Source organism: Allobosea sp. UC22_33, assembly GCF_042700715.1.
Lineage (GTDB): Bacteria > Pseudomonadota > Alphaproteobacteria > Rhizobiales > Beijerinckiaceae > Allobosea.
This window is the reverse complement of sequence record NZ_CP170556.1, coordinates 3,876,893-3,890,879: the sequence shown is the minus strand read 5'-3', so window position 1 is coordinate 3,890,879 and position 13,987 is coordinate 3,876,893. Positions and strand designations below refer to the sequence as shown.

The following is a 13,987-nucleotide window of genomic DNA, read 5'->3' as shown; positions in this document are numbered from 1 at the left end:
AAGCCCAAACGCCTCCCCAGATCAGGTCTGCGCAGGCCGGAACCGGCTGCGCGAAAGCAACCGAGGTCCGCGCTCAGGCGAGGCGGACCGACATCATTGTCGCTTCTTCGGAGGACATACCATGCGTCATTTCGACCTCTCCCCGCTCTATCGCTCGACCGTCGGTTTCGACCGCCTGTTCAATCTCCTCGACCAGGCCTCGAGCACCGAAGCCGCCCCGAGCTACCCGCCCTACAATATCGAGCGGACCGCCGAGAACGCCTACCGCATCACCATCGCGGTCGCGGGTTTCGGTGAGGGCGACCTCTCCATCGAGTCCAAGGAAAACGCGCTGACCGTCAAGGGCGAGAAGCAGCCTGCCGAGGGCGCCGAGAAGCGCGAGGTCCTGCACCAGGGCATCGCCGCGCGCGCTTTCGAGCGTCGCTTCCAGCTTGCCGATTACGTGCAGGTGACCGGCGCCAGCCTCGAGAACGGCCTGCTCCATATCGATCTCGTGCGCGAGATCCCCGAGGCCAAGAAGCCGCGCCAGATTCCGATCGGCAATGGCGGTTCGGCCAAGGTCCTTGAGGCCAAGGTCGCCCAGGCCGCGTAACCAGCGTCAAGCTTTCGATGAAAGCGAAAGGCCCCCGGAAACGGGGGCCTTTTTGTTGGTCGTCAGTTCATCGGAGCGACCGGCGCAATCGGCGTCTCGGGCTTCGGCGTCGATGGCGTGGAGTCGATGTTCTGGACCGGCGGGATCGACGAGGCCTCGGGCGCCGGCGCGGCGGTCGAGAGCGGCGGCTTGCGCTCTGTGCCCTCGGTATTCCGGACATCGCTGGGATTGACGAGCTTCGGCTTGTCGGCGCCGGTCTCCGGATTGGTCGCGCCGGGCGAGGGCTCCGCCGGCTTGGCGGGTTGCCGCGGGGCCGCCGTTGCCGGCGCGCTGGCTTCGGCCGGTGCGGTTTCCACGGGCTTCACCGGTTCGGGCACCGGCGGCGCAGCCGGTGAGGGCGGCGAGGTGGTCGCGGGTGCGCTGGCCTCGGCCGGGGGCTTTTCCGCCGGCTGGACAGGCTCAGGCGCAGGCGGTGCGACCGGGGAAGGCAGGATGGTCGTCGCCGGGGCGCTGGCCTCGGCCGGGCCCTTGAACTCGGCGGGGCGCTCAGGTGGCTGGGGCACGAGGCGCTGGCGCGGCGGGGCGTGCTCCTCGCGCGGGTCGGCGCGGGCGACGCTGGGGGCAGGCGCTTGTCCGCGCAGCGGGATGCGTCGGATCAAATCGCCGGCATAGGCATCGAGGATCAGGCGCTGGCGCTGGCCACTGGGCGTGACGCCGTCGACGATATAGGTGTCGTCGCGGCGGATCGAACGCTCGATCCGGGCGAGGCCGTAACGGCGAGCGGCGATCCCGTTGACCGAATAGGGCGAGACCGCAGCCGGCGCGCGCGGCACGACGGCCGGGGGGCGCGGGGCATAGCCATAGTCGTAACGATAGCCATAACCGTAGGCCGGATACGGATCATATCCGTCATCGTAATAGTAATACTGGGCGCTGGCGGTGCCCGCCATGCCGGCCATTGCGCCGGCCACGACCAGGCCCATCAGAGCGATGCGCCCCGGTGCGGTCGAACGATCTGCCATGCCACATTCCCTTAACGAGTGACTGCTTGGCATTCAGTCTTGTTAGGGATTGCGGCAGGTATGCGGCTGGAAACGGGGCGCAAATGCGCTCATTCAACCCGCGATCGCTGTAATAAGGCTCTCGACGTCTTCGGCTTCCGTCGCGAAGGACATGACGAAGCGGCCGACGATCTCGCCCGCCTTGAGCGGCGCGTCCGGCGGCAGCGAGCGTGCCGACCAGTCGTAATAGCCGATGCCGGCGGCTTTCAGGCGCTCCTGAACCGCCGGCGGCAGGACGAGGAAGACCTCGTTCGCCTGGCAGGGCCAGGCGAGCCGGGCTTCGCTGCCCTGGCTGACCGAATCCGCCAAGCGTTTGGCGCGGGCATTGGCGTGGCGGGCAAGGTCGAGCCAATGGTCGTCGGCGAGCAGGCCCTCGAACTGGGCGCCGATGACGCGGCCCTTGGAGAGCGTCTGGCCGGCGCGTTTGCGGCGCCATTTCATCTCCTCGGCTTCGGCCGGGTCGAAGAAGATCACGGCTTCCGCCGCAAGCGCGCCGTTCTTGGTGCCGCCGAAGGAGAGCACGTCGACGCCGGCCTTCCAGGTGATCTCGGCCGGCGTGCAGCCGAGCGTGACCAGCGCGTTGGCGAAGCGGGCGCCGTCCATGTGGAGTTTGAGCCCGCGCGGCGTAACGGCGTCCTTCAGGGCGTGCACCTCGGCGGGCGTATAGATCGTGCCGCATTCGGTCGCCTGCGTGATCGTCAGCGCCTGCGCCTGGACCTGATGAAAATCGCCGGCGCGCAGATGCGAGAGCGCCTTGGTCACTGTTTCCGGCTTCAGCTTGGCGCCGGTGCCGGGCAGGTCGACCAGCTTCGCGCCATTGGTGAAGAATTCCGGCGCGCCGCATTCGTCCTCGACGACATGCGCCTCTTCATGGGTGAGGATCGCGCCCCAGGGCTTGACGATGCTGGCCAGTGCCAGGGCGTTCGCCGCCGTGCCGGTGAGGACGAGGAAGACCGCGACCTCGCGCTCGAAGATCGCGGCGAAGCGCTCCTCGACGCGGCGCGTCCAGTCGTCCTTGCCATAGGGGGAGGCGGCGCCGGCATTGGCGGCGGCGAGCGCGGCCATGACGCGGGGGCTGGCGGCGGCGGTGTTGTCGCTGAAGAAATCCATGGTGTGAGGGTTAGGCGGAGGGCGCTTTCCTGCCAAGCGGTGTCGGTGGAGAGGGGGCTTGCGCACGGCGCCGGGGTGAGACCTTGGGTCATGCCCAAAAACAAGAACCGGGCTGCCTGAGTCCGGGCTTTCGTTCCGGAAATGTCTGGTGCGGATTCGATTTTGCAATAAAATTTCGCTGCAGCGCGAAATCGGCGCTTGTGCCTAGATTGGAATTCTGGCAAGTTCATCGCAATAGGACAGTGTTGCTGTCCCATTTTTCACCGCGCCGACCAAAAGCTGATTTAGCTGGAGGTCGCGCCGTCGCAACGGAGGCGAGCATGACGAAGGGCCGGGCTACCAACGCCAAAGCCAATCGCACGCGCGCCGTCCGTAAAACGACGGCCTGAAGACAGGCGCGAACGGGCGAGGCACGCCCGAGGCGCCTGCGGAGGACGCGGGCGCGGTGGAAACAAAGCGCAAGCAAAGCCTCCAACGAGACGACGGCCGGACCGCCTTGGCCTCATCCTTGCTGCCGACTTCAGGTCGGTGCTGAGGGCCGCAGCGGTCAGGATCATGGACTGACGGGTCTCCCTGCCGGCGCAAGCTCGCGGGGTTCTGGGAAGCGGGGTTTGACGATGAGCGTGACCAGCAAGTCGAGCGGCGCAGGGGCTTTCGAGCGTTTTCCGGCCGTGCGCGATCCGGCGATGCCGACGCATCAGGGCCTGTACGATCCCAATAACGAGAAAGACTCCTGCGGTGTCGGCTTCATCGCCGACATGAAGAACCGCAAGAGCCATGCGATCGTGCAGCAGGGCCTGCAGATCCTGCACAATATCGACCATCGCGGCGCGGTCGGGGCCGATCCGAAGCTCGGCGACGGCTGCGGCATCCTCGTCCAGATCCCCGACCAGTTCTTCCGCGAGGAAACTGCGCGGCTCGGCATCACGCTGCCGGAGCAAGGCTACTACGCGATCGGCCAGTTCTTCATGCCGCGCGATCCTGCGGCGCGGTCGCTGTGCGAGGAGGTCATCTCCCAGACCGTCGAGGAGGAGGGGCTCGTCTTCCTCGGCTGGCGCGACGTGCCGGTCGACAACAGCGATCTCGGCCATGCCGTGCTCGCGACCGAGCCGGTGCATCGCCAGCTCTTCGTCGGCCGCCCCGACGACATCACCGACGAGGACGAGTTCGAGCGGCAGGTCTATGTCCTCCGCAAGTCGGTCTCGAACAAGGTCTACAAGCACCAGGAGCGTAAGACGGCGGAGTATTACCCCGTCTCGATGTCCTGCCGCACCATCGTCTACAAGGGCATGGTGCTGGTGAACCAGCTCGGCTCCTACTTCAAGGACTTGCAGGACGAGCGCTTCGTCAGCGCGCTCGCCCTCGTGCACCAGCGCTTCGCCACCAACACCTTCCCGTCCTGGCGCCTCGCCCATCCCTACCGGATGGTCGCCCATAACGGCGAGATCAACACGCTGCGCGGCAACGTCAACTGGATGGCGGCGCGGCAGGCGAGCGTCGATTCCGACCTGTTCGGCTCCGATATCTCGAAGCTTTGGCCGATTTCCTATGAGGGCCAGTCGGACACCGCCTGCTTCGACAACGCGCTCGAATTCCTGGTGCAGGGCGGCTACTCGCTGGCCCATGCGATGATGATGCTGGTGCCCGAGGCCTGGGCCGGCAACCCGCTGATGGATGACGAGCGGCGCGCCTTTTACGAGTATCATGCGGCGCTGATGGAGCCCTGGGACGGGCCGGCCGCGATCGCCTTCACCGACGGCCGCCAGATTGGGGCGACGCTCGACCGCAACGGCCTGCGCCCCGCGCGCTATCTCGTCACCGATGACGGGCTCGTGGTCCTCGCGTCCGAGTTCGGCGTCCTGCCGATCCCGGAGGAGAAGATCGTCGAGAAGTGGCGCCTCCAGCCCGGCAAGATGCTGCTGATCGATCTCGAACAAGGCCGCATCATCGGCGATGACGAGATCAAGACCTCGCTCTGCCTCGCCAATCCCTACAAGGATTGGCTGAAGCGCACCCAGATCGTGCTGGAGGATTTGCCGCCGGTCGAGGCGCGGGCGTCCCGCACCGACGTGCCGCTGCTCGATCGCCAGCAGGCCTTCGGCTACACCACCGAGGACGTCCGCCTGCTGATGGCGCCGATGGCGGTGACCGGGCAGGAAGCCGTGGGCTCGATGGGCACGGATACGCCGATCTCGGCGCTCTCGCTCAAGTCGAAGCTGCTCTACACCTATTTCAAGCAGAACTTCGCGCAGGTCACGAACCCGCCGATCGACCCGATCCGCGAGGAGCTGGTGATGAGCCTGCTCTCCTTCATCGGGCCGCGTCCGAACATCCTCGATCTGGAGGGCACTTCGCGCCGCAAGCGCCTGGAGGTCCGGACTCCGATCCTGACCAATGACGATCTCGAGAAGATCCGCTGCATCGGCCATTACGAGGATCGCTTCGACACCAAGACGATCGACTTCACCTATCCGGCCCGCGAGGGCGCGGCCGGCATGGACGGCGCGGTGGCGCGGCTCTGCGAGCGGGCGGAGGCTGCGGTCCATGGCGGCTACAACATCATCATCCTGTCCGACCGGCAGGTGGGCTCCGATCGCATCCCGATCCCGGCACTGCTGGCGACGGCGGCGGTGCATCATCACCTGATCCGCAAGGGCCTGCGCACCTCGGTCGGCCTCGTCGTCGAATCCGGCGAACCGCGCGAGATTCATCACTTCTGCTGCCTCGCCGGCTACGGCGCCGAGGCGATCAACCCCTATCTCGCCTTCGACACCCTGCTCGACCAGCATGCGCAGGGCGCCTTCCCCGAGGAGGTCGATGCCGACGAGGTGGTGAAGCGCTACATCAAGTCGGTCGGCAAGGGCGTGCTCAAGGTGATGTCCAAGATGGGCATCTCGACCTACCAGTCCTATTGCGGCGCGCAGATCTTCGACGCCGTCGGCCTGAAGAGCGCCTTCGTCGACAAGTTCTTCTTCGGGACGGGCACGGCGATCGAGGGCGTCGGCCTCGACGAGATCGCCGAGGAGAGCCTGCGCCGGCATCGCGACGCCTTCGGCGACTCGCCGCTCTACCGCGACAGCCTCGATATCGGCGGCGAGTACATGTACCGCGTCCGCGGCGAGGACCATGTCTGGAAGCCGGATGTCGTCGCCTCGCTCCAGCACGCGGTGCGCCTCAACGCGCAGGATCGCTACGAGGAGTTCGCTAACCAGGTGAACGACGACGCGCAGCGGCTCAGCACGATCCGCGGCCTGTTCAAGGTGAAGATGGCCACCGATAACGGCCGCGCGCCCGTGCCGCTGGAGAGCGTCGAGCCTGCGGCGAATATCGTGAAGCGCTTCGCCACCGGCGCGATGTCCTTCGGCTCGATCTCGCGCGAGGCGCATGAGACGATCGCGCTCGCGATGAACCAGATCGGCGGCAAGTCGAACACCGGCGAGGGCGGCGAGGAGCCGATCCGCTTCAAGCCGATGCCGGATGGCCGCTCGAAGCGCTCGGCGATTAAGCAGATCGCGTCCGGCCGCTTCGGCGTGACCACCGAATATCTCGTCAATGCCGACGTGATGCAGATCAAGGTCGCGCAGGGCGCCAAGCCCGGCGAGGGCGGCCAGCTGCCCGGCCACAAGGTCGACGCCAAGATCGCCCGGACCCGGCATTCGACGCCGGGCGTCGGCCTGATCTCGCCGCCGCCGCACCATGACATCTACTCGATCGAGGATCTGGCCCAGCTGATCTTCGACCTGAAGAACGTCAATCCGGCAGCCGACGTCTCGGTGAAGCTCGTCTCCGAGATCGGCGTCGGCACGGTTGCGGCCGGCGTCGCCAAGTCGCGCGCCGACCACATCACCATCTCCGGCTTCGAGGGCGGCACGGGCGCGAGCCCGCTGACCTCGCTGAAGCATGCCGGCTCGCCCTGGGAGATTGGCCTCGCCGAGACGCAGCAGACGCTGGTGCTGAACCACCTGCGCGGCCGCGTCGCCCTGCAGGTCGACGGCGGCCTGCGCACGGGGCGGGACGTGATCATCGGCGCGCTGCTCGGGGCCGACGAGTTCGGCTTCTCGACCGCGCCGCTGATCGCGGCCGGCTGCATCATGATGCGCAAGTGCCATCTCAACACCTGCCCGGTCGGCGTCGCGACGCAGGACCCGGTGCTGCGCAAGCGCTTCAAGGGCCTGCCCGAGCATGTCGTGAACTACTTCTTCTTCGTGGCCGAGGATGTCCGCAAGATCATGGCGGAGATGGGCTTCACGAAGATCGAGGAGATCGTCGGCCGCTCGGACCTGCTCGACAAGCGCGATGCGATCGAACACTGGAAGGCGAACGGGCTCGACTTCACCAAGCTCTTCCACAAGGTCGATCTGCCGGGCGTGGCGATCCGCCATGTCGAGTTGCAGAAGCACCCGATCGACACCGTGCTCGACCGCCAGCTCCTGGCCGAGGCGGCGGATGCGATCGAGACCGGCACGCCGGTCGTGATCGAGAAGCCGGTCGGCAATGTCGATCGCAGCACGGGCGCGATGCTCTCGGGCGCCGTCGCGAAGAAGTATGGCCATGCCGGCCTGCCGGAGGACACGATCACGGTGAAGCTCACCGGCACCTCGGGCCAGAGCTTCGCGGCCTTCCTCGCGGCCGGCGTCACCGTCGAGCTCACCGGCCAGGCCAACGACTACGTCGCCAAGGGCCTCTCGGGCGGCAAGGTGATCGTGAAGCCCGATCCGGCGACCAAGGCGGTAGCCGAGCGCTCGATCATCGTCGGCAATACCGTGCTCTACGGCGCGATCGCGGGCGAGGCTTACTTCCGGGGCGTCGCGGGCGAGCGCTTCGCGGTGCGCAATTCCGGCGCCATCGCGGTGGTCGAAGGCACGGGCGACCATGGCTGCGAGTACATGACCGGCGGCGTCGTCGCGGTCATCGGCCAGACCGGGCGCAATTTCGCGGCCGGCATGTCGGGCGGCATCGCCTATGTGCTGGACGAGGACGGCACCTTCAAGTCGCGCTGCAACCTCTCGATGGTCGATCTCGAACCGGTCGAGGAGGAAGAGGACCTGATGGAGCGGCTTCACCATCACGGCGGCGATCTCGAGCACAAGGGCCGGATCGACATGACCAACATGTCGGGCCACGATGAAGAGCGCCTGATGCAGATGCTGACGAACCATGTCGACTACACCGGCTCGGAGCGCGCCCGCACCATCCTCGACAACTGGGCGGATTACCGCACCAAGTTCGTCAAGGTGATGCCGGTCGAGTACCGCCGCGCGCTGCGCGAGATGGAACAGGCCCGCACCTTGCAGGCCGCGGAATAAGCGAACGCCACCCCGCCGGGGCCGCCAACGGTCCCGGCATCTCGATCAGGTTAAGGCACGCGCACGGGGACGCCCCGCGCACACGGCGAGAGAAACGGCATGGGCAAGGTCACGGGCTTTCTCGAATTCGACCGGCAGGAGCAGAAGTATCAGCTCGCCGGCGATCGCATTCGCCACTTCCGCGAGTTCACGCTTCCCCTGGAGGAGCGCGATATCAAGAAGCAGGCGGCGCGCTGCATGGATTGCGGCATTCCGTTCTGCCATGGGCCGACCGGTTGCCCGGTCCATAACCAGATCCCGGACTGGAACGAGCTGGTCTATTCCGGCGGCTGGGAGGATGCGCTTCGCAACCTCCACTCCACCAACAATTTCCCGGAATTCACCGGCCGCATCTGCCCGGCGCCTTGCGAGGAAGCCTGCACGCTCAACCTCGAGAACATGCCGGTGACGATCAAGACGATCGAGCAGGCGATCGCCGACAAGGGCTGGGAAGAGGGCTGGATCGCGCCGGAAATCCCGGCCAAGCGCACCGGCAAGCGCATCGCCATCGTCGGCTCGGGCCCCGCCGGCATGGCCGCAGCCCAGCAGCTCGCCCGCGTCGGGCACGATGTCCATCTCTATGAGCGCGAGGCCAAGGCCGGCGGCCTGCTCCGCTACGGCATCCCCGACTTCAAGATGGAGAAGAAGCATATCGACCGCCGGGTGAAGCAGATGGAGGCGGAAGGCGTGACCTTCCACTACAACGCCAATATCGGCGTCAATCTGCCCTTCGCCACGCTGATGGCCGAGCATGACGCGGTGCTGATGACCGGCGGGGCGGAAGCGCCGCGCGATCCGGGCCTGCCGGACACCAATCTCGCCGGCGTCCATTACGCGATGCCGTACCTGACGCAGCAGAACAAGCGCGTCGGCGGCGAGGATGTCTCGAACGAGGCGCCGATCAGCGCGGCCGGCAAGCATGTCGTCGTGGTCGGCGGCGGCGATACGGCCTCTGACTGCGTCGGCACCGCCTTCCGGCAGGGCGCGCTCTCGGTGACGCAGCTCGACATCCGGCCGATGGCGCCGGAGCTGGAGGACAAGCTCACGGTCTGGCCGTATTGGCCGACCAAGTTCCGCACCTCGTCCTCGCAGGCCGAGGGCGCAGAGCGCGAGTTCCAGGCGGCGACGCTCGGGCTCGAAGGTCGCAACGGGCGTCTCACCGGCGTGAAATGCGCTCGCGTCGACGAGAAGCGGAAGCCCATTCCCGGCACCGAATTCGTGCTCCAGGCCGATCTCTGCTTCCTCGCCATCGGCTTTGCCGGCTCGGTGATCGAGGGCATGATCGCGCAGTCGGGCGCGGCCGTGGACAAGCGGGCCAACGTCGTCGCCAATGACCGCGACTACAAGACCAGCGTCGGCAAGGTCTTCGTCGCCGGCGACATGCGCCGCGGCCAGTCGCTGGTGGTCTGGGCCATCCGCGAGGGCCGCCAGGCGGCCCATGCCATCGACAAGGAATTGATGGGCGCCACGATCCTGCCGATGTGACGGCGGAGACTGTTCAAACGCTCCGCCGCCGCTATGATCGCCACCATGGAATCGAACCTGAAGGGGAAGCAGGCGCCGCGCCGCCGCTTCCATTGCCGCACCCGCGGACCTGTCTGCGCCCCGCGCTTCACCTCGCGGGGCTGACCGGGAACGCATCGTCGTCTCATCGTCAGCCTTTCTTGGCGCGCTTCCGCGCGCATGCCTGACTTCATGAGATTCCGATGTCCCTCGTCACCCTGAAAGACCTCTCGCTCGCTCGCAGCGCGCCGCTGTTCACCGGCCTAGACCTTGCCATTGCCAAGGGCGACCGCCTCGGCCTCGTCGCCGCCAACGGGCGCGGCAAGTCCTCGCTCCTGCGCATACTCGCCGGCACGGAAGAGGCGAGCGGCGGCACGCTGACCCGCTCGCGCGGCCTCGTCACCGCCTTCGCGCCGCAGGACCCGCCCGAGCGCCTGCTGACGTTGAGCCTCTACGAGGCTGTGCGCGACGCGCTCGATCCCGAGGCGGCCGAGACCGAGAGCTGGCGCGTCGACGTGCTGCTCGACGATCTCATGGTCGAGGCGAGCCTGCGCAGCCGCGCTGTCGGCAGCCTCTCCGGCGGCTGGCAGCGCACGATGCTGCTGGCGCGGGCGGTGGTGATCGAGCCCGACCTGCTCCTGCTTGACGAGCCGACGAACCATCTCGACCTCGAACGGATCGGCCTGCTGGAGCGCTTCCTCGCCAACCTGCCGCGCGACTGCGCCGTGATCGCGGCGAGCCATGACCGCGCCTTCCTCGACGATGTCAGCACACGCACCCTGTTCCTGCGCCCGGCGGAGAGTGTCGATTTCGCCTTGCCCTATTCGCGCGCCGTGCAGGCGCTGGAAGAGCGCGACGCGGCGCGCGACCGGCAGTTCGAGAACGAGATGCGCAAGGTGAAGGCGCTCCGGCAGCAAGCGGCGAAGCTGAAGAATATCGGCATCAATTCCGGCTCCGACCTGCTGGTGGTCAAGACCAAGCAATTGTCCGAACGGGCCGACAAGCTGGAGGAACAGGCGAAGCCCGGGCACAAGGAGCGCTCGGCCGGCACGATCCGGCTCGCCAGCAGCGGCACCCATGCCAAGGCGCTGGTCTCGATCAAGGAAACGGCGATCAGCACGCCGGACGGGCGCCTGCTGTTCCGCACCGGGCCGCTCTGGATCGAGAGGGGCGACCGGATCGCGCTGCTCGGCGCCAATGGCAGCGGCAAGACACGCTTCGTCGCGCGATTGCAGGCGGCGCTGGAGGGCTCGGACCCGGATATCCGTGGCGCGGCGACCCTGAAGGCCGGCTATTCCGACCAGGGCCTGTCGCAGCTCGACGCCTGGCGCACGCCCTGGGACGCGGTCAAGCATTCCAGCGATCTCGGCGACCAGACGGCGCGTACCGTGCTGGCAGGCGCCGGGATCGCGAGCGAAGCGCAGACCGCGCCGATTGCACGCCTCTCGGGCGGGCAGCGCGCGCGGCTCGCCATGCTGCTGTTGCGTCTGGCCGAGCCGAATTTCTACCTGCTGGACGAGCCGACCAATCATCTCGATATCGAGGGGCAGGACATGCTGGAGAGCGAGTTGATCAAGCAGGAGACTGCCTGCCTGCTGGTCAGCCATGATCGCGCCTTCGTGCGGGCGGTGGCGACGCGGATCTGGGTCATCACCGGCAAGAAGCTGGTCGAGGTCGACGATCCCGATCCGGTCTTCGACCGGCTGATGGCGGGGTGATCAGCGCGGCCAGCGGTAATCGTCGAGCCGGCCGGACACCGGGTCCGGCGCGATGCCCTGGCCGAAGACGCGTTCGAGCTGGAGCGCGGCGTCGCCGCGCCCGCGCGCCTCGGTGATCGAGGCCAGCAATGGCTGCTCAGAGAGCGCGGCCTGCCCGGTAAGGGGCTGGATCGGCCCGGCGAGCGGGCGGGCCTGCAAGGCGGCCGGCAGGCCAATCGTCGGTACGCCCGCGACCATCTGGTCGATCAGGCGCTCGACGCCGCCAGGCTGGAGCTCGAGAGCGATCGGGGCGCCCGTCTCGGGCGAGACGGGCAGGGCGATGACGCTGTTCTGCGGGGCGGCCTCGATCATGCGGCGGATGACGAGATCGACGAAATGGGCGGCCTTGCGGGCGCCGCCGGCGGTGAAATGGATGCCATCGCCGAGGCGCAGCCGCACCGGCTGGCCGGAGACGTCCGGGCCGGTCGCGGCATAGCGGTTCTCGGCATCGACGAAGCCGCCCCAGAGATCGACATATTGCCCGCCCGCCTTCTCGACGCGCTGGCGGTAGAGATCGTTGAAGGTGACGAGATCGGCCGAGAGCCGCCCGTTCTGCATCGGCGGCGCGCCGACCCAGATCAGCGGCACGCGCTTGCCAGCGAAGGCATTGGCGATGGCGTCGATCCGGTCTCGGTAGAGTTCGAGCCAGCGCGGGCTCAGCGGCTCATGGACGGTCTCGCCCTCGCGGATCGGCTGGCGATCGTTGAGGCCGAGCAGGATGACGCCGATGCTGATCTTCTGGTCGCTGGCGAGCAACTCGGCGATCGTCTTCGGCCAGTCGTAGAAATCGCTGCGCACCAGGCCGGAATCCGGCTTGGCCTTATGGATCACCGCGACATCGGGGCGGTTGTTGAGGGCGTCGTCGAGCCCGTTCGCCAGGAGATTGGCGAGGGAATCGCCCATGACGATGATGTGGCTGTTGACGTCGACCTTGGGAATGACGGGATCGTCGCGGACGACGACGGGCGCCTCGCGGCGGCGCACGGCCGGGGCGACGCGCTGGCGCGGTTGCGGCGAGGCCGTCCGTGGCTGCGCCGGGATTTGCCAGAACATCTGGAACAGGCTGCGTTGCTGCTGCGGCTGTTGCTGGGCGAGGGAGACCGGCCCGCCCGTCAGCAGGAGCAGGCAGGCGGCACCCAGAACCATGGCAAGCGAACGCAGGCGCATCGGCCGATCCGGCGGTTACCCTTCGCCCGGCATTATAGGCCGGGAGTGGCCGCGAGTCAGCGCTTGCCGCGCAGCTTCGACAGCAGGGCAGGCGTCGGGTAGCCGTCGGCGATCTCGCCGGCGCTGATCTGGTAGCGCCGGACCGCCTCGCGCGTGCCTGTACCGATGCGGCCATCGGCGTCGTGATTGTAGAGACCGAGGGCCTTCAGGCGGTTCTGGAGATCGCGGGTCGCGGCCATGTCGAGGCGCGGCGCCTTGGTCGGCCAGTTGCCCTGGATGGCGGCGCGGCCGGCGATGCGGTCGCCGAGATGCCCTACCGCCATCGCATAGGCGTCGGACGAATTGTATTTCTTGATGACGTCGAAATTCGCGGTGAGCAGCATCACCGGCCCGGTATGGCCGGCCGGGTAGAACAGGCGGCCTTCGCCGGAGGAGGGCAGGCGGCCGCCATCGGCGCGACGCACGCCGGCGGAGGCGAAGCTGGAGAAGCTCGCCTTGTCCAGGCGATGGTCGAAGCCGGCGGGAAGCGTCACTTCCATGCCCCAGGGCAGGCCCGGCACCCAGCCATAGCCCTTGAGGTAATTGGCGGTGGAGGCGATGGCGTCGCTCGACGAGGTCCAGATGTCGGCATGGCCGTCGCCGGTCCAGTCGACCGCGTATTTCATATAGCTCGACGGCATGAACTGGGTGTGGCCCATGGCGCCGGCCCAGGAGCCCTTCAGCTCGCTGCGCTCGACATGGCCCTTCTCGATCAGTTCGAGCGCGGTCAGCAACTCGTCGCGGAAGAAGTCGCCGCGGTAGCGGATCGAGGCCAGCGTCGCCAGCGAGCGGATGACGTCCTTGCTGCCCTTGAACGAGCCGTAATTGGTCTCCATGCCCCAGACGCCGAGGACGACCTCCTTGGGCACGCCATAGCGCGCCTCGACCTGGGAGAGGACGGAGGCGTTTTCGGCCGCGGCCTCGCGCCCGCGCTGGATGCGCGAGCCGCCGACGGCATTCTCCAGGTAATTCCAGATCGGGGCGCTGAATTCCGACTGCTTCTTCGTGAGCGCGACGATGGATGGATCCGGCGTCACGCCGCGGAAGGCGAGGTCGAAGGTCGCGCGCGAGATGCCGCGCGCCTGCGCTTGCGGCCAGAGGCGTTGCACGAAGACGTCGAAGGAGGCGCTCGCGAGGGTCGCCTGCGCATTGCTGCGGGCGTGGGCGCCGGAGACGTTGATCGAGCCGGTGGTCTGGGCCAGCGCCGGTGCCAGGCTGATCAGGACTGAGGCTGCGATGACGGACAGGCGCATGGACACTCCCGGCGAATGCTGGATGGAAACATCTTCACAGCGCCCGAACAAGATTAACCAGCGGTTAATTCGGGTCATGATCGCTGCGGCATTCGTGATTTGACAAGCATCAGGGATTGTCAGATTCTCGGATGATGAATAGCGCGTCCCTTTTCCGCCG

8 protein-coding genes are annotated in these 13,987 nt (G+C 67.3%); 4 read left to right on the top strand and 4 right to left on the bottom strand.

All coding sequences use genetic code 11. The features are described 5' to 3' along the window. The first annotated feature begins 121 nt into the window (after window positions 1–121). Window positions 122–592 (top strand): Hsp20 family protein, encoded by a 471-nt coding sequence (locus tag ACFJGT_RS18950; protein WP_377840949.1) that lies wholly within the window; start codon window positions 122–124, stop codon window positions 590–592. Between the two features lie 62 nt (window positions 593–654). Here ACFJGT_RS18950 and ACFJGT_RS18945 read toward each other — a convergent pair whose 3' ends face one another. Together ACFJGT_RS18945 and ACFJGT_RS18940 are read right to left on the bottom strand one after the other, a co-directional pair. Then, a complete protein-coding gene (locus tag ACFJGT_RS18945) occupies window positions 655–1,614 on the bottom strand; it encodes a hypothetical protein (protein WP_377840946.1) in 960 nt (319 codons plus the stop codon). A gap of 93 nt (window positions 1,615–1,707) precedes the next feature. After that, window positions 1,708–2,763, bottom strand: coding sequence for a threonine aldolase family protein (locus ACFJGT_RS18940; protein ID WP_377840941.1), 1,056 nt, complete (start codon window positions 2,761–2,763; stop codon window positions 1,708–1,710). A gap of 617 nt (window positions 2,764–3,380) precedes the next feature. Here ACFJGT_RS18940 and gltB point away from each other — a divergent pair. The 3 genes from gltB to ACFJGT_RS18925 all read left to right on the top strand — a co-directional run bounded on the left by gltB (window position 3,381) and on the right by ACFJGT_RS18925 (window position 11,329). Next, on the top strand, window positions 3,381–8,069 hold the full coding sequence (gene gltB / locus ACFJGT_RS18935; RefSeq protein ID WP_377840936.1) for a glutamate synthase large subunit: 4,689 nt from the start codon (window positions 3,381–3,383) through the stop codon (window positions 8,067–8,069). Between the two features lie 99 nt (window positions 8,070–8,168). Next, entirely contained in the window at window positions 8,169–9,593 is a 1,425-nt protein-coding gene (locus ACFJGT_RS18930; RefSeq protein WP_377840932.1) for a glutamate synthase subunit beta, read from the top strand. A 221-nt stretch (window positions 9,594–9,814) separates the two neighbouring features. Beyond that, complete coding sequence (locus tag ACFJGT_RS18925; RefSeq protein ID WP_377840928.1) at window positions 9,815–11,329, top strand: ABC-F family ATP-binding cassette domain-containing protein; 1,515 nt, start codon at window positions 9,815–9,817, stop codon at window positions 11,327–11,329. On the opposite strand, the gene ACFJGT_RS18920 is transcribed toward ACFJGT_RS18925, so the two are convergent. Beyond that, window positions 11,330–12,535 carry a DUF459 domain-containing protein gene (locus tag ACFJGT_RS18920; protein WP_377840925.1) on the bottom strand — a complete coding sequence of 402 codons (1,206 nt, stop codon included), beginning with the start codon at window positions 12,533–12,535 and terminating at the stop codon, window positions 11,330–11,332. It abuts the gene before it with no gap. 56 nt (window positions 12,536–12,591) lie between these two features. Continuing rightward, a complete protein-coding gene (locus tag ACFJGT_RS18915) occupies window positions 12,592–13,827 on the bottom strand; it encodes a lytic murein transglycosylase (protein ID WP_377840922.1) in 1,236 nt (411 codons plus the stop codon). Window positions 13,828–13,987: the final 160 nt, after the last annotated feature.